The organism is Neptuniibacter sp. PT8_73, from assembly GCF_047778045.1.
Classification (GTDB): Bacteria; Pseudomonadota; Gammaproteobacteria; order Pseudomonadales; family Balneatricaceae; genus Neptuniibacter.
Genome location: NZ_CP180545.1, coordinates 443687 through 461182, shown reverse-complemented (window position 1 = coordinate 461182; position 17496 = coordinate 443687). Strand labels below are relative to the sequence as shown.

Here is a 17496-nt window from a genome sequence, read left to right as displayed (position 1 = left end):
AAAATAAAAACTGGTATAGATTAAAGAAGTACCTGTCTCGAATAAAAATAATAATGAGGCTTAAGAAAGCTGATCGTAGCGAAGCTGTAACGATCTTAATATTGCTCTTAGAACAAAAACAACAAGCTGAGAAATAGCCGTTGTTGCCTGAGATGCGATCAGCTACCCATCTCCTTCCCTTTTTCTTCTACCTTTTAAATTTCCCACTCTACTGTTTAACAGTGGTATGATTGCGCACCCATTTAACTTGGGCAGTAAACACTGTTTAGATTTGATATAAGCCTGAACACCCGTACAATTACTACCCTTTCCGGCTAGATAAATCGCATAGGTAGGCACAACCTTGCTTAAAACCATCAGTAACGCATTGAGCAAAGTATTTGGTAGCGGTACCGAGTCCACTAAAGACTCGGCTGAAAACACGCAATTAATCACTACTGTTGAAAAGAAGTTGATCTCTGAAGATGAGCATAAGATTCCACGCCGTCATTTAGATGACAACGCCTTAAAAGTTGCCTACCGCCTCCAAGATGCCGGCTTCCAAGGTTACTTAGTTGGCGGATGTATCCGCGACCTGCTGCTTAATAAAAGACCAAAAGATTTTGACGTAGCGACAGATGCGCACCCAGAAGAAGCTGCTGACCTGTTTCGACGCGCCCGTCTTATCGGCCGCCGTTTTAAATTGGTCCATGTGCGTTTTGGTCGTGATCTAATTGAAGTAGCAACATTCCGTGCAAGCCACGATAACCAAGCTGAAAATGCTGAAGGTGAACAAGGCAAACAATGCGATAGCGGTATGATCCTACGCGACAATGTTTACGGCACAATAGAAGATGATGCGCTACGTCGCGACTTCACTGTAAACGCTCTGTACTACTGCCCTAAAGATCACTGCGTCTACGATTTTGCCAATGGTTATGACGATCTGCAGAAAGGTATTCTGCGCATGATCGGCGACCCAGAAGATCGTTATAAAGAAGACCCTGTACGTATGCTACGTGCAGCTCGTTTTGCCGCTAAGCTTGATTTCTCGATTGAACAGCAATCAGAAGCGCCAATTCGCACATTAGCGCCAATGCTGAAACGCATTGCACCAGCTCGTCTATTTGATGAAGTGCTTAAACTTCTGCAATCAGGTCACGCAATTGAATCTTACAAACAGCTACAACGTTTAGATCTGTTTGAGCCATTATTCCCGCAGGTTCAGAAACTGTTACAAAGTGACAACCTGGATGCACCGCTGGAACGCTTGATCGAGAACGCACTTAAAAATACTGACCGCCGCCTGGCACAGCGTAAAAGCGTTACACCGGCATTCTTATTTGCAGCTATCTTGTGGTACCCAACTCAGCTACGTATGCAACAGTTGATGAAAGAGAACAAGATGCCTCCGGTACCTGCTCTACATGAAGCAGCGAATCAGGTACTTGCTGAACAGGTACGCTCAACCGCTATACCGCGTCGTTTCTCTACCCCAATCCGTGAGATTTGGGAGATGCAACTGCGTCTACCACGCCGCCAAGGCAATCGTGCGGCCCGTTTAATGGAACAGCCGCGCTTTAGAGCAGCTTACGACCTACTTCTACTGCGTGAAAACAGTGGTGAAGACCTAGGCGGATTAAGCCAGTGGTGGACTGATTTCCAGAACGCCAATGAGCCAAGCAAAAACAGCATGGTGAAAAGCTTAGGTAAAGGCGATAAACCTCGTAAACCTCGTCGTCGCCGCTCTAATTCAAACAAGCCCCGCCAAGAGTCATCTCAATGACCTCTGCGGTTCGTTGTTACATAGGGTTGGGTAGCAATCTAGACACCCCTCTTCAGCATGTTGAGCAAGCATTTTCTGAGCTAGCCGAACTTAAAAACTGCCGCTTAGTCAAAGCATCACCCATATACCGCTCTGCACCGGTTGGCCCTCAAGATCAACCAGACTTTATTAATGCCGTTGCAGAGATCGAAACGACTCTAGAAGCCCATGCTCTGCTGGATCAGCTTCAAGGGCTTGAGCAAAAACACCAAAGAGTCCGCGAACGACACTGGGGGCCAAGAACCCTCGACCTCGACCTGCTTCTATACGGCAACAGCCCAATCAACACCGAACGTCTCTGCGTACCGCACGCATTTATGCACGAGCGCAGCTTTGTTCTATACCCTCTGGCCGATATCGCACCCGATTTAATCATGCCTAATGATGTATCTTTGTCTTCCCTATTAGTTGCATGCCCTATGGGCAGCCTGACAAAGATATAGGTATAATCGCGCCAACGCGTAATAACAGGAAGATCATTCCATGAGCAATATTACTCTGCACACATTGTCCTCAATGAAGAAAGCGGGCGAAAAGTTCGCGGTACTTACCGCTTACGACGCTTGTTTCTCGCATGTTGTTAGCTCTGCTGGCACAGAAGTAATTCTGGTAGGCGATTCATTAGGCATGGTGCTTCAAGGCAATGACAGTACTCTACCCGTAACTGTTGAAGAGATGGCTTACCACACTCAAGCTGTCGCCAAAGGTAATCAGGGAAGCCTTATCATGGCCGACCTACCTTTCATGAGCTATTCCACTCCAGAATTAGCTATGGATAACTCCGCTGCGCTTATGCAGGCGGGTGCAAACATGGTGAAACTGGAAGGCGGTGCGTGGCTTGCAGAAACTGTCTCGATGCTAGCTGAACGCGGTATCCCTGTTTGCGTTCACCTTGGCCTGACACCTCAAACTGTCAATAAGCTCGGCGGTTATCGAGTCCAAGGTCGCGATAAAGAAACGGCACAACAGATGATAAACGATGCCGTTATGCTGCAAGATGCTGGCGCTAGCGTGATTTTGCTTGAGTGCGTTCCATCTATCCTAGCCAAAGAGATCACACTAGCACTGGATGTGCCTGTTATCGGTATTGGCGCAGGTTCTGACACAGACGCTCAGGTACTGGTTCTACATGACATGCTTGGCGTAACACCAGGCCGCAGCCCTAAGTTTGTAAAAAACTTTATGGCTGATGCCAATAGCATTGAAGAAGCGATCAGCCAATACGTGACTGACGTTAAAAGCGGTACTTTCCCTGCTTCCGAGCATGAGTTTGAATAAACATGATCACTCTACATACCATTGCTGATCTGCGTGCAGCCCTCAATAAAGAGCGAGCAGCAGGCAAGCGTATCGGCTTTGTACCAACAATGGGTAATCTGCACGAAGGTCACCTACAACTGATCGATCAGGCAAAAGCTAATAGCGATGTTGTCGTTTCATCGATTTTTGTCAATCCTCTGCAATTTGGTGCAGGGGAAGATCTAGATAATTACCCACGTACTCTCGCTGTGGATCAAGAGAAACTTAATTCTCGCGGCTGCAACTACCTGTTTGCACCGACCGATTCGGAGGTTTACCCGAACGGACGTGAATCTCAGACACAGGTTGAAGTACCAGAGATTTCAGACCTTTATTGTGGCGCGACTCGCCCAGGCCACTTCCGAGGTGTCGCGACGGTCGTAGCTAAACTGTTTGGTATGGTTCAACCTGATGTGGCTGTCTTTGGTGAAAAAGACTTCCAGCAGTTGATGGTTATTCGCCGAATGACCGAAGATCTTAGCCTTCCAGTAGAGATCCAAGGTGCGCCTATTGCCCGCAATGAGCAAGGCCTAGCATTGAGCTCTCGCAATGGTTACCTATCAGAGCAGGAATTGGAAACAGCCACCGTGCTTAACGCTTCGCTACGCGAAATTGAAGCCGCTTTGATTGAAGGTAATAAAGACTTCGATTCGCTGATTGAAAGCGCTCAGCAGCGCATAGAAACCGCTGGTTTCAAACGCGATTACTTGGTTATCTGTCGCAGCCAGGATCTACAACCTGCGACATCTGAAGACTCCCAATTAGTCGTACTGGCAGCAGCCTACCTTGGCCCTGCCCGATTAATCGATAATTTACAGATTAATTTGTAACCCCTCTTCCGAGTAGGGCTACACCTACTCGGAACCCCCTGATATCCCTCATATTTTTAAATTAAACGCTCAATTATTGCTGCAGCGCAATACTTGCTATTTCAATCGTAAGTCTTATACAACCCGCTACTTTCGTGGCTTGACAACCGGGGGCTCGGTCGCGCAGACTGCTAGGACGATGAGTTCTTGCACTGCAATAAAAACAATAAAGGTTGTATAAGTGCTCAGAAAAACGGATTTTGGCCGCCCCTAAATGAGTAGAGAGGGCACAACGGTCACTGAATAAACGCCGCTTTTCACTGAATACTATCGGTCAAAAATTTGGCCATACCATCATCGTGAAGAACGAACTTTGTACATAGCTAAGCTAAGAGGCATTTCGAATGCGTGACGTTGTAATTGTAGCTGCGGGTCGTACCGCAGTTGGTACTTTCGGTGGTTCCCTATCTAAAATTGCTGCATCTGACCTAGGTGCAACAGTTATCAAAGGTCTGATCGAGAAGATCGATCTGGACCCTGCAAAAGTTGACGAAGTAATCATGGGTCAGGTTTTGACGGCTGGCTGCGGCCAGAACCCTGCCCGTCAGGCGACGCTTAATGGCGGCCTACCAATTCAAGTTCCTGCACTAACTATCAACAAAGTTTGTGGTTCAGGTCTTAAAGCTATTCAAATGGCTACACAAGCAATCCGTTGTGGCGATGCAGACATCATCATCGCTGGTGGCCAGGAAAACATGAGCTCTTCTCCTCACGTTGTTCCAAACTCTCGTAACGGTGCTCGCATGGGCGACTGGAAAATGGTCGACACAATGATCAAAGACGGTCTATGGGACGCATTCAACGATTACCACATGGGTATCACTACTGAGAACATCGTTGAGAAATACGGCTTCACACGTGAAGAGCAAGACGCATTTGCTGCTGCATCTCAGAACAAAGCAGAAGCTGCTGTAACAGGCGGTCGCTTTAAAGATGAGATCATCCCAGTAACAATTCCTCAGCGTAAAGGCGATCCAATCGTATTTGACACTGACGAGCAGCCACGTTTCGGTTGCACGGCAGAAGCGCTAGGTAAACTACGTCCAGCATTCAAAAAAGACGGTTCTGTAACTGCAGGTAACGCTTCTACTATCAACGATGGTGCTGCTGCAGTAATCGTTTGTTCTGAAGAGAAAGCGAAAGAACTAGGTCTTCCAGTACTAGCACGCATCAAAGCGTACGCTAACTCTGGTATTGATCCATCTATCATGGGTACAGGTCCAATCACTGCGACTCAGAAAGCACTAGAAAAAGCTGGCTGGTCTGTAGATGATCTAGAACTAGTTGAAGCGAACGAAGCATTCGCTGCACAAGCAATGTCTGTAAACAAAGATCTTGGCTGGAACACTGACATCGTTAACGTTAACGGTGGTGCGATTGCTCTAGGTCACCCAATCGGTGCTTCTGGTTGCCGTGTATTCGTAAGCCTAGTTCACGAAATGAACAAGCGTGACGCGAAGAAAGGCCTAGCGACACTATGTATTGGTGGTGGTATGGGTACTGCACTGGCAGTTGAGCGAGACTAAGCTAGACTTAAGTCTAGTTACACCGTCCTACTCTTTAAACCGCAGCTTCGGCTGCGGTTTTTTTCTGCCTAAATGAAGGTAAAAAAGGTGAGAAGTTAACGATACTAAACCTTGGTGCTCGGCTTAGTATTCAGCGATAGCACCTTTACCTACACCTTCATAAGCACGCACCAAAACCTTATCATTTGGATACGATTGCTTGATCTGCTTGGCCAAATGGTCAGCGATCAATTCAACCGTGCTATCTGTATCGATTAGGTAACAAACCGATGTAGGTAAACTGATTGCAAAGTCGCCCTGCGGCGCTGTGTAAGCGTAATGATGACGACTCTCACACTTTTCTATTAGGTGAGATTCCGAACCTATATAGATATCAGTGAAACGTTCAGCCCACTCTTGTTCAAGATTGAATTCACGCTGATCATTGATATAGATTTCGATCTTAGAACGATGGCCATGTGCAATACGCTGACAGTTACCATCATGCTTCTGCAAACCATGGCTGTAGTGGTAGAAAGCGCCGTCGATTTTCTCTGGAACAAAAGAGATCTTTAGCCCTTTTACCTCATTTGGGAACAGCTCTAATAGCTTATCGCGACACCACTCAGCCAATGTCTGCTCTGTGATCTCAGGCATACCGACTAGGCAGATTGCAGACTCAGGGGAACGGCAATAAAAGCTTTCACCATCCGCATAGAGCCACTCGACCTCCGTGTAGCCATCTTGAGTAGAATGACTAAGACGCGGCATTCCCGTTGGGACCACCAGCGCATGATCTACCCATAGATCAAACCACTGCTTAACTTTCTTCTTCACAATCCCAAAATCACAGATCATGCCTTGGTCGTTTAGGCTGCCATCCAGCTCTAACTGCACAAGCCACGACTCCCCCATCAACCCACGTTGAGGGTGTAAATAGGAAAAATCGACATTGGTCAGATTATCAACAAAAAGTTTCACGGCAGGGCTCCTGATTTGAAGGCGCTATAGTAGCTTAAAACCTTCAACTAAAAAACGGTGCAGGCTATAGGGACAATGCCAGTTCCGATATACTACGCACTTTAAAGCTTGTTATAGACTTACCTTATGCGCCTAGATAAATACTTAGCACAATCTTCCGGCTTTTCCCGTAAAGAAGTTCGCCGCTTTATAAAAGCGGGTGAAGTTGTTGTAAACGACATTGAAGTTACCGACCCGTCCATGCATGTGGGTGAAGACGATGAAGTTTATCTAAGTGGCTATCCTGTAGATGCACCTGGTGATAAGTACATCATGCTACACAAACCTTTAGGCTGCGTATGCTCCAATGACGACGGTACTCACCCAACGGTTTTGAGTTTGATAGATCTACCACGGGCAGAAGAACTAACGATCTGTGGCCGACTGGATGTGGACACCACCGGTTTAGTGCTTATCACCAGCAATGGTAAGTGGGCTCACAAAATCACCTCGCCAAAGCACAAAACAGGCAAGCTCTACCAAGTAACCACGGCTGATCCAATTCCAGAAGATGCCGTAGAGAAATTCAAGCAAGGTTTAATGCTGCACAATGATAAAGAGCGCACTAAACCCGCTGAGCTAACCTTAATTGCCAGCAATGAAGCCGAAGTCATTCTGACCGAAGGCCGCTATCACCAAGTTAAACGTATGTTCGCGGCTATAGGTAACAAAGTAGAAGAGCTTCACCGTGCACGTATCGGCAACATCGAGCTAGATGAATATCTAGAACCCGGCGAATACCGTTTTCTGACAGAAGAAGAGATTAATAGCATCTAATGAGTGATACAGCCTTTAATCTAATCGCCCCTTATATCCAACGCGCTTCCGGTCGTTCGCTTTGGCTCGCTGATGAAAACTTACTCAGTGCCAATATCCCAGCCAATGAAGCCGTTATCGCCATTACCAATCGAATCGATCTTGAACAGCATCTTTATCGTCAAGGTTGGAAGGTTTTCTTCTCCGATTATGATCTAAGCATCATCGAAGATAACAGTTTGGACTCTGCAATCTACCGAGTATCCAAAGAAAAGCCTGTGGTACACCATCTTATCAATGAAGCTTTCCGCTGCTTAAAACCTGAGGGGAAGCTCTATATTGCCGGTGAGAAAGGTGAAGGGATTAAAACCTACTTCAGCAAAGCTAAAAAGCTTTTTGGAGAAGGCGAAACCAGCAAAGCCGATAAAAACACATGGTCCGCCACACTCACTAAACTAAACGCTTCGAGTGAAGACCTACTGGATGCTAAAGATTTCCACCAGCTGCGTGTCACTGCCAGTGACGACACATTTGAGTATTACAGCAAACCCGGTGTGTTTGGTTGGGATAAAATTGATCGCGGTAGCGCCTACCTGATTGAACATCTCGATAGCTTCTTAATGACGCTTCCAGAACCGCCGAAAAACGCCCTAGATCTAGGCTGCGGTTATGGCTACTTGTCCTTAAACCTAAGCCACTTAGATATCCCGGTAACAGCGACCGATAACAACGCTGCCGCTCTGAAAGCTTGTGAGCGAAACTTTAATCGTTATCCAATCAACGGCAAAGTCGTACCTGCGAGTTGTGCAGAGGGTATCACCGAGAAATTTGACCTTATCCTCTGTAACCCGCCTTTCCATGCTGGTTTTTCCGTCGACGGCGACCTGACAGACCGTTTTCTAAAAGCAGCTCATGACCGTTTGAAAGGACGTGGGGTCGCCTGTTTTGTTACCAATATGCACATCCCACTAGAGCGAAAAGCTAAACAGTTCTTCCATCAGGCGGAATGTATCGCCTCTAATGGCAACTTTAAACTGATCCGACTTACGCACAAAACATAAAAAAATGGGGCTTAATGCCCCATTTCTCTTTTTACCAAGCACCAATTCATTATGCCTTTCTTGCTGCACAAAAGACCCCAACAGCAGCTACTACAACACCAACTATGGCCAGCATCGACAATGATTCATCAAATAAGATCCACGCCTCTATCGCGGTTAAAGGTGGCACTAGATAAAAATAGCTAGCGACCTTACTCGCCTCCCCTTCGCGGATCATAATCAGCAGTAACAGGATTGCAGTGACGGATAAGCCCAATACCATCCAAGCCAGTGCACCGATTAAGGTCCAGTTCCATTCCACCACACCGCTATCAAATGCATAGGCCAATATAGCCATCACAATAGCCATCGCCACGTATTGATAAAAAGCCCCCACCATCAGATCTACGCCAACACCGAAGCGTTTTTGGTACAGCGTGCCTAATGATATAGCGACTAACGCAATCACCGCAGCTATCCATGCATCTCCACCAGCCAAATAGTTCCCCTGTGAATAACCTTGGCTAACGACCATCACAACGCCGACCAAACCCAGCACCAAACCTAACCATTGGGTTTTCAACAACCGTTCCTGTAACCAGATGACAGCTAACACTGCCGTTAATATGGGCTGTAACCCCATCACCAATGAGGTAATTCCAGCTGGAAGAGACCAGTCGATTGCGGCAAAGACACCGCCTAAGTAACAGGCATGAACGAGAAACCCCACCACCATCTGATGACCTGCTTGCGGAAAGCTACACCATTGCGGTTTACGCCATGCTAATAAGCCCGCAAAGACAACAATCGTCAGCAAACTGCGTACTAGCAGGACGCTGAAAGGCTCCATATAAGGCACCGCATACTTGGCACCGATAAAACCGGTACTCCATATACCCACAAACGCCCAAGGAACTAAAGTTATCCACTGCTGTTTATTCAGCATGACTGACTCTCTACAAACTATCTAAATTAATTGCATCACTGTAGAGAGATAAGGCTAAACAAAAAAGGGACACAGACAGGTCAGTTTAAAGGGTACAGAAAAGCGTTAAATTGCACTTGCCTGCAAATTTATACAAACTGTACCCATGAAAAAGTATTTACTCTTGGTACAGCAGCTTAGCTCTAGAATCGAAAGCGGTGATTTATCTCCCGGTACCCGCTTGCCCTCCATCCGAGCCTTAAGCCTGCAATATCAGTCAAGTAAAAATACCATCATCAAAGGCCTGACTGAGTTAGAGCAGTCACAACTGATTTACGCTAAACCAAGACTAGGATTCTTTGTCTCCTCCCCGAAAAACTCAGTTCCTGCCATCAAGCCGCGAAAAGTTAAGCTGGGCTCGACTGCATTCAGTGTTTTGGGCGCTGCCAATCAACATGGGCACTTAGCTCTCGGTTCGGCTTACCCCGATTCCAGATGGCCAACGGTCGCTTGGTATTATCAGCAGCAAGCCAAACATACTCGTCATTGGGCACACACCAGTGAAAAACGCCGCAGTCATTACAGCACCCCGCCGGGCGATCCTAAACTTCTGTCCGTGTTAGCGGATCACCTGAATGCCACCGCGTTTAGCTGTAATAGTGAAGAGATTGTGATCACCCATGGCGCTCAGGAAGCTTTATCGCTCTGTTTACGTTCTGTAGCCCAGATAGGGGATACCATTGCCGTTGAATCACCCTGCTATTACGGCACTCTGCAGTGCATTGAAGCTTTGGGGCTTAAGGTATTGGAACTGCCTTCAGATCCAATTTTAGGGACTAATTTAGATGCTCTAGAAACCGCCCTAACTCAATGGCCAATTAAAGCGGTACTGACCAACCCAAGCTTTAATAACCCGTTGGGCTTCAATCTAGATTTAGCAAGTCGACAGCGCTTAATGGCCATTGCCAATAAGTGGGATATTGCAGTTATTGAAGATGATGTTTTCGCAGAATTGAGTTTCAATCAACAAAGACCAACAGCGCTTAAAGCGATGGATACCGATCAACGGGTGCTTCATTGCGGTTCTTTTTCTAAAACTGTAGATGCTGATATAAGGCTGGGATGGGTGTTACCCGGTCGCTACTACGAACAAGTTAACTTCCAAAAATTTGTTACCAGTATCGCCTGCTCTGCCATATCGCAACAAGGCATCAGTGAATTACTTATAGGCCGCCGTTATCGCCGTCATCTCTCGCAAGTTAGTCGTGGCTACCAAGAGAGAGTCGAGATGCTCGATGAAGATATCCGCCAACATTGGCCCAGTAACACCTGCTTTATCAAACCAAGCGGCGGTATTTTGCAGTGGTTTACACTGCCTAAACAGGTCAATAGCGACCAACTATTTCAACAAGCGCTTGAGGCAGGTATTGGCATTTCACCCGGTAACCTCTTTTGTGCTGACCAGCGCTTTAACCACCATATTCGCTTATGTTTTGCCCATTACACTCGGCAAAAAGAACAAGTCGACGCTATTGCACAGTTAGGCAAATTAATCGCTTCGTACTAATCTATTCCCTGAGTGTTACAAAGATGACCAATTCTCTCCAACGTACGTAACTTAAGGCTTTCGGCAAGTAGCACTCAGACTATCAACGAACTTATCCACAGATTATTGGGATAAGTTATTACCTAGACGACTTGAGGATAAAGCCATTATTCGGCACATTGGGATATAACAGACTCAAGCCAACCATAAACAATACAGAAGGTTGAATACGATGAAATTCATTAAAATGTCACTGTTTATATTCTGCATCGCCAGCATTAATACTGTGCATGCCTCTAGTGAATTTATAAAACAAGCCGTTGCTGCAGAACACCGCAGCGAAAATAATATAGCGCGTGATGTTTATCGCCATCCTGTAGAGACACTCTCTTTTTTCGGCATCAAACCCGATATGACTGTCCTTGAAATATTACCTGGCGGCGGCTGGTACACAGAGATCCTCACTCCGATATTGAAAGACAACGGTCATCTCACTTTAGCTAGCTTCGGTGCCGATCACCCAAACAACTTTTTACAAGGCTTACACAACAAACTTGTGACTAAGCTACAAGCCAATCCATCAGTTTATAGCAAAGCCGATGTAGTGGTGTTTAAGAAAGGTAATACCTATTTATCTGAAGTTCCGGATAACTCTCAAGATATGGTGGTTACGTTTAGAAATACCCATAACTGGATACGCTTTGGGGGCATAGAAGAGGTCTATCCAGCCTTTCATCGCGTGCTGAAAAATGGCGGTACACTTGGTGTAGTTCAACACCGCGCTAAAGAAGGCAGTGATTACAAAGAAAGCGCTCAAAATGGCTACGTTCCGGAAGCTTATCTAATTTCATTTATTGAAGGTTTAGGATTTGAACTCGTTGAAACATCTGAGATCAACGCCAATCCTAAAGATACCAAAGATCATAAGGCTGGTGTCTGGTCCCTACCACCGAGCTATCGTTTAAAAGAAGTTAATAAAGCGCATTACCAAGCAATCGGAGAAAGTGACCGTATGACTCTGAAATTCATTAAAAGGTAAGAGTGATCAAACGATAGGAAAACGATAGACACATAAGCCGCCCCGTTATTGCTCAATGGCGGGGCAACCCCCTGAAATTAAATATCAGAGAAAAGTACAACCTGATTTCGCCCTTGGGCTTTTGCCATATACAGCGCTTCATCTGCCGCACTAAGCATTTGATTGACTTGTTTAAACCTTCCTTGTTCCCAACTAGAGATACCAATACTGACAGTCACCGCAATGTTATGTTCTTCTACCTCAATAGAAAGCAGTTCAACATTGTGACGGATACGCTCAGCAACTTTTTGCGCGGCACTTAAATCGGTCTCTGGCATCAGGATGGCAAACTCTTCTCCCCCCAGACGAGCGACAATATCGGTCTTACGCGCAGTATCTACGCATGCCTGATAGAACACTTTTAAAACCTCATCCCCAGCAGCATGACCGTAGGTATCATTCACCCTTTTGAAGTAATCGATATCGAGCATAAGCAACGAGAGCGGTCTGCGATAACGTTGTACACGCCCTAATTCATGTTCAGCCAACTTATTAAATTTACGGCGATTAACTGCGCCAGTCAGTGAATCGGTTGAAGCTAAGCGACGATAGCGCTCATGCTCAATCGTCTTATGCTTAAGGTCCATTAACTGCCGTTGTTGATGAACCTTGTTCCTAATATCTGCCTGCAAAAGACTACGGCGGCAACTCTCATAGGCTTTAATTGTGCGCCCTAACTCATCATCAGCAAACCGGTCGGTAAAGACAAAGCTCTGATCGCCTTTGGATAAACGCACCATCGCCCGATTCAACATAGCCACCGGCGAGATAATACTGATATTTAACATCCAGCAAGCGAGCAACGTCAGGCCAGTTATTAACAACAAGATCAAAGAGGTTAGGTATAATTTGAGCCGTGCGTCAGCAGCATTTTGATCAGCCAACTCAGTGATATCCATCACTAACTTATCCGCTAACGCTTTCAGTAGATCGATTTTTTCTGACAATGCAGAGAACCAAAGCGCTTCCGTTAACTGTATCTCTTCTCGGTTTTTGGTTTGCAAAACTCGATAAAGTTGTAACTCAAGGCTCTCCACTTGTTGGAAGCTATCACTAGATTGCATCCTTTGATAAGCCTGCTGCTGGCTGATACTCGCCACCTGATTGAAGTATTGAATCAAACCTTGCTGCTGCCCCATCAAGGAAAGCAATTTGTGCAACTCTGATTGACTCATCCGATCATCAGTTAATATTAGCGTGCCTAAAGCTCTCTCCTGCCCAGCGACCTCTTTCAAGTTAACGACTGAGGTAAAGCTAGAAAGATGTGATTCTAGCTCAGCATCTAACCCCATAAAGGTAAACGCTGCAGGTATCTTCAACAGATAATCAATTAAAGAAGTGAAGTAGTGCTGCATTTCAATAATGGACAGCTCTTGTTGATCAACTTTTTTCCGTTGTTGATCGATCACATCCAACCAATTCGAAGCATCGACTAACAAAGTCTGAATTTGCGGGGAGAGATCATTCTCAGATAGCTTGTGTGCTCGATCTAAAAAGCCTTGAATTGCAAAATCTGTTTGCAAGCGCGTTTTGGCTATATCGGGGGAAAAGACTTGGTATTGAGACGCTATCAAGCCGGTGGTCAACCCCCGCTCTGCTTGTAAGCTATGACTTAAAGTATTTACTTCATGGGCAATCGCAGTAAGTTCGGATAGTTGCTCCATCGTTTGGTAACGGCTGACACTGCTACTTAACAGAACCAAACTTAAGAGCAACATCCCTAATGCCGGTATAAACGCCGTTAATAAGATTCTTTTTCCTAAGGGTAATCTAGCACTGATAAACCTTCCGATTTTAGAAAAAAATCGCTGTGGTTTATTGGTAGAGTCAGTTGCACCTTTATCACTCACACATTGGTGATAAGACATATCATCAACAGCAATATGATTGAGCAACCAGTCGACGAGAAATAGATAAACATCTCGCGCTACTTCAACTGAATCAGCATGCAACAACTGCTCTTTGAGCTCTGGGATTTTATCGATAAAGGATTGATGACCTTGAATATGCTCATCTAGATCAGGATAACCGCAGCGAGCAATCAGCGCTTCTTCTCGTTGAAAGTGCAAAGAGACATACTCTTCCAACTTCGTGAAAACTTGGCCTATGATCTCTTTTTCATGATTTTCTTCAATGGCGTTAGCGAGGTCAGAAATAATTGCCAACAACCGCTTATGGTCATTATCAATTTCTTCCACCCCTACACTTAAACCCTGATTCCACTCGAAACCAGCCATACGGCACATCGCTCTATAAATAAGATAAGTCAGTCACAGCCCCAAGACATCCTCTGCCTTATCTATTTACCTTATTGCGCAAGCGCAGGCCGCTATATCAACAATGATAATATACACACACGAGAAAACTATTACGCCTTGGCATTAATACCAGCAGATAAATTGTGGTTTAAGTAAAAAACTCACCTGTGAATAAGCTTTAAACGCAACGTTTTAATCATACTGTCAGATTGTGAGCAAATCTCTATACTCCCTGTATTCATTGGCATACAGCCATCCACTCTCAACCTATTAACGTACTTATCCACATAAAACTTGGATAAAACTAATGTAGATATATTCACAGATATAAAAAAACCGCCGATAAACGGCGGTTTTTAATTCCTAGAAAGGAACGTTGATGTTATGCGTTTGCAGCGATGATATCGCGTAATACCATCGGCAAGATGCCTTTGTGGCGAATTTGATCCAGCTCAGAAGAAGTATCAACACGAGAGGTCAGCTCCAACTGCTGTGATGAACCGTCCGCGCGGTTTATAGTCAAGCCAACTGTTCCGCGTGGTTCCAGAGTATCGATACCACTCAGGTCGAAGGTTTCTGTGCCATCAAGGTTTAGTGATGCTCGTGTCAGACCTTCAGGAAGTTGCAGCGGTAATACTCCCATACCCACCAAATTGGATTTGTGAATACGCTCAAAGCTTTCAGCAATAATCGCTTTAACACCCAGCAGCGCAGGACCTTTTGCAGCCCAGTCTCGTGATGAGCCTGTGCCATAAAGCTTGCCGCCAAATACAACAGTAGATGTGCCTTCAGAACGGTAGCGCTCAGCCGCATCGTAGATAGACATCTGTGCTGGAGCAGCATTAGCCGAGTAATAGTTCGTTACTGCGCCAGTAGTACCCGGTAGCAACAAGTTTCGAGCTTTTACATTGCCGAAAATACTACGCAGCATGACATGGTGGTTACCACGACGAGCACCCAGAGATGTCATATCTTCGTTTGCAACGCCTTGTGAACTTAAATATTCACCTGGAGGTGAATCTGGACGAATTCGGCTTACTGGGGAAATATGATCGGTGGTTGTGTTGTCATCACACATCACCAACATACGTGCACCAGCAATATTGTTTAACGCATCTTCAGGTGTTTCCAGTGAGAAACCATCGAAGAAAGAGATCTCTTGGATATACGTAGAGTCTGCAGCCCAGTCATACACGGGACCCGTTGGAGATTCTAGGTTCTGCCATGTAGCAGGGCCATCCAAAGAGTTTTCGTAGGTTTCACGGAACGCTTTCGGGTCCATGCATTCAAGCATGGTCTGGCTGATTTCAGCGTTGCTCGGCCAGATATCCTTAAGGTAAACATCGTTACCATTGGCATCCTGACTAATTGGCTGTGTCGTAACATCGATATTCACATTGCCAGCCATCGCCATAGCAACCACCAGCGGAGGAGACATTAGGAAGTTGGTATCAACATCTGGATGCACACGACCTTCAAAGTTACGGTTACCCGATAAAACGGATGCAGCAATAATATCGTGGTTCTGCAACGCTTCTTCGATGCTTGGTGCTAGAGGACCAGAGTTACCCACACAGGTAGTACAACCGTAACCCGCTGTATTAAAGCCCAAAGCGTCCAAGTGTTGTTGTAGCCCTGCTTTGGTTAAGAAATCCGTAGCAACCGGTGACCCCGGAGCCAAAGACGTTTTAACACCATCTGGTACTTTCATACCAAGTTCGTTGGCTTTCTTAGCGAGTAGACCAGCTGCAATCAATAGACCCGGGTTAGAGGTGTTGGTGCAGGCTGTAATCGCAGCAATCACAATATCGCCGTCTTTTAACTCACGTTCAGGCAGTGGTGCGAAAATACCCGCTTCGTCCGCTTTCATCGGCGTTACTTTAACAACTTCAGGATTACGGTCCCCTTCAGCAGCTGCTTTTTGGAATACCTTACCAATCTCAGCTAACGGCAATCTATCTTGAGGTCGTTTTGGACCCGCAACAGACGGCTCAACGGTAGACAGGTCAAGTTTCAGAAGATCGGTATAACGCGGCAATGCCTGACCTGGTTTCCAAGCCATATTTTGTGCTTTGTAGTATGCAAGGGGCAGATCACCGTCCCTGCCCGTTGCTCTCATATACTCAGCAGACACTTCATCAAACGGGAAGAAGCCCATGGTTGCGCCATATTCTGGCGACATGTTTGCAATGGTTGCGCGATCAGGCAGAGAAAGGTTGGCACAACCTTCACCTACGTATTCAACAAACTTACCCACAACACCCGCTGGATATTTACGCAGCATCTCAGTGATGGTTAGCACTAGGTCTGTTGCAGTAACACCTTCACGAAGTGCGCCTGTTAACTCAACGCCGACTACTTCAGGCGCCAACATCTGCATAGGTTGACCCAGCATAGAAGCACCGGCTTCAATACCACCTACACCCCAGCCAACAATACCCAGCGCGTTCGCCATTGGTGTGTGACTATCCATACCAATCAGCGTATCTGGTGCCATCAATCCGTTAATATCTAGGTAACCCTGAGCCAGATACTCTAGGTTAACCTGATGCACAATGCCGGTTTGTGGTGGAATAATTCGGATCGTGTCGAATGCTTGCGCACCCCATTTCAAGAAGGCATAACGCTCTTTGTTGCGCTCCGCTTCTAGTTCACCATTGATTTTTAGTGAAGCCGGGCTGCCCGTATTGTCCATTGTTACCGTATGATCGATAACAAGATCTGCACGTACTAGAGGCTCAATGATTGCCGGATTTAAGCCCATACGTTGAACCGCTGAACGCATCGCTGCAAAATCAACAATCGCTGGCGTACCACTCAAATCGTGCATGATGACACGACCCGCGGTGAAAGGAATTTCGATCGGCTTTGTGCCTTGGTGCTCTATCCAACTTCCAAGCGCCTGAACCTGCTCAGCGGTTACGCCGTTTTGGCCAACATTTCGAGCAATACCTTCCAAGATAGGACGCAGTGAAAAAGGTAATGCATCAAGGTCGATACCGAACTGTTCTGCGGTATCTGGAAGACTATGGAAGCTGTGCTCTGTACCTGAGAGCGTTCTAACAGAGCTAGATGGATCGAAATGGGTCGGGCTTGTCATTTTTTATACCTCACGCAGATAGGACGCGGCTGAAACCATAACCTTTATTTTTACGAGTTCTCGTTCACTAGAACTGCTCGATTTCCTTGTTGGTTACATTTTCAGGCGTCACACGAACCGCTATTGCAGAACATCCTAGATTTATCGGCCGTCGTACCGATATTTTCTGCAACACAAATTATTACTTCATCAAGATTGTCGACAATATTAGACAATAACCGACTCAAAGCAAGTAATACGGGCATAAAATTGCATAAATTACATACAATCTAAGACTATTTGCTAGTGAAAACGGG

The 17496-nt window shown here is 46.0% G+C and carries 13 protein-coding genes; 9 read left to right on the top strand and 4 right to left on the bottom strand.

The genetic code is table 11. From position 1 onward, the window contains the following. Window positions 1-343: 343 nt before the first annotated feature. The 5 genes from pcnB to ACMXYN_RS02025 all read left to right on the top strand — a co-directional run bounded on the left by pcnB (window position 344) and on the right by ACMXYN_RS02025 (window position 5498). Window positions 344-1765 carry a polynucleotide adenylyltransferase PcnB gene (pcnB, locus tag ACMXYN_RS02045; RefSeq protein ID WP_415893270.1) on the top strand — a complete coding sequence of 474 codons (1422 nt, stop codon included), beginning with the start codon at window positions 344-346 and terminating at the stop codon, window positions 1763-1765. Further along, a complete protein-coding gene (gene folK, locus ACMXYN_RS02040; protein ID WP_415893269.1) occupies window positions 1762-2247 on the top strand; it encodes a 2-amino-4-hydroxy-6-hydroxymethyldihydropteridine diphosphokinase in 486 nt (161 codons plus the stop codon). Before pcnB ends, folK begins: the two co-directional genes overlap by 4 nt. A gap of 40 nt (window positions 2248-2287) precedes the next feature. Then, window positions 2288-3082, top strand: a complete 795-nt coding sequence (panB, locus tag ACMXYN_RS02035; protein ID WP_415883329.1) for a 3-methyl-2-oxobutanoate hydroxymethyltransferase — start codon at window positions 2288-2290, stop codon at window positions 3080-3082. Between the two features lie 2 nt (window positions 3083-3084). Beyond that, window positions 3085-3933, top strand: a complete 849-nt coding sequence (panC, locus tag ACMXYN_RS02030) for a pantoate--beta-alanine ligase (protein WP_415893268.1) — start codon at window positions 3085-3087, stop codon at window positions 3931-3933. 383 nt (window positions 3934-4316) lie between these two features. Next, window positions 4317-5498 (top strand): acetyl-CoA C-acetyltransferase, encoded by a 1182-nt coding sequence (locus tag ACMXYN_RS02025; RefSeq protein ID WP_415883327.1) that lies wholly within the window; start codon window positions 4317-4319, stop codon window positions 5496-5498. 123 nt (window positions 5499-5621) lie between these two features. Here the strand turns inward: ACMXYN_RS02025 and ACMXYN_RS02020 are convergent, their stop codons facing one another. Beyond that, window positions 5622-6458 carry a 6-carboxytetrahydropterin synthase gene (locus tag ACMXYN_RS02020; protein ID WP_415893267.1) on the bottom strand — a complete coding sequence of 279 codons (837 nt, stop codon included), beginning with the start codon at window positions 6456-6458 and terminating at the stop codon, window positions 5622-5624. Between the two features lie 126 nt (window positions 6459-6584). Here ACMXYN_RS02020 and ACMXYN_RS02015 point away from each other — a divergent pair, with 126 nt between their 5' ends. Together ACMXYN_RS02015 and ACMXYN_RS02010 are read left to right on the top strand one after the other, a co-directional pair. Further along, window positions 6585-7274: a pseudouridine synthase gene (locus ACMXYN_RS02015; protein ID WP_415893265.1), complete on the top strand. Its 690-nt coding sequence runs from the start codon at window positions 6585-6587 to the stop codon at window positions 7272-7274. Beyond that, window positions 7274-8314, top strand: a complete 1041-nt coding sequence (locus ACMXYN_RS02010; RefSeq protein ID WP_415893264.1) for a methyltransferase — start codon at window positions 7274-7276, stop codon at window positions 8312-8314. Before ACMXYN_RS02015 ends, ACMXYN_RS02010 begins: the two co-directional genes overlap by 1 nt. A gap of 49 nt (window positions 8315-8363) precedes the next feature. Here ACMXYN_RS02010 and ACMXYN_RS02005 read toward each other — a convergent pair whose 3' ends face one another. Beyond that, window positions 8364-9239 (bottom strand): DMT family transporter, encoded by an 876-nt coding sequence (locus ACMXYN_RS02005; RefSeq protein WP_415893263.1) that lies wholly within the window; start codon window positions 9237-9239, stop codon window positions 8364-8366. 145 nt (window positions 9240-9384) lie between these two features. Between ACMXYN_RS02005 and ACMXYN_RS02000 the strand changes: the two genes are divergently transcribed. Further along, a complete protein-coding gene (locus tag ACMXYN_RS02000) occupies window positions 9385-10785 on the top strand; it encodes a PLP-dependent aminotransferase family protein (RefSeq protein WP_415893262.1) in 1401 nt (466 codons plus the stop codon). Between the two features lie 211 nt (window positions 10786-10996). Then, on the top strand, window positions 10997-11803 hold the full coding sequence (locus ACMXYN_RS01995; protein ID WP_415893260.1) for a class I SAM-dependent methyltransferase: 807 nt from the start codon (window positions 10997-10999) through the stop codon (window positions 11801-11803). A 77-nt stretch (window positions 11804-11880) separates the two neighbouring features. Here the strand turns inward: ACMXYN_RS01995 and ACMXYN_RS01990 are convergent, their stop codons facing one another. Both ACMXYN_RS01990 and acnA read right to left on the bottom strand, forming a co-directional pair. After that, window positions 11881-14079 carry a bacteriohemerythrin gene (locus ACMXYN_RS01990; RefSeq protein ID WP_415893259.1) on the bottom strand — a complete coding sequence of 733 codons (2199 nt, stop codon included), beginning with the start codon at window positions 14077-14079 and terminating at the stop codon, window positions 11881-11883. A gap of 403 nt (window positions 14080-14482) precedes the next feature. Beyond that, entirely contained in the window at window positions 14483-17200 is a 2718-nt protein-coding gene (gene acnA / locus ACMXYN_RS01985) for an aconitate hydratase AcnA (protein WP_415893257.1), read from the bottom strand. Window positions 17201-17496 lie beyond the last annotated feature (296 nt).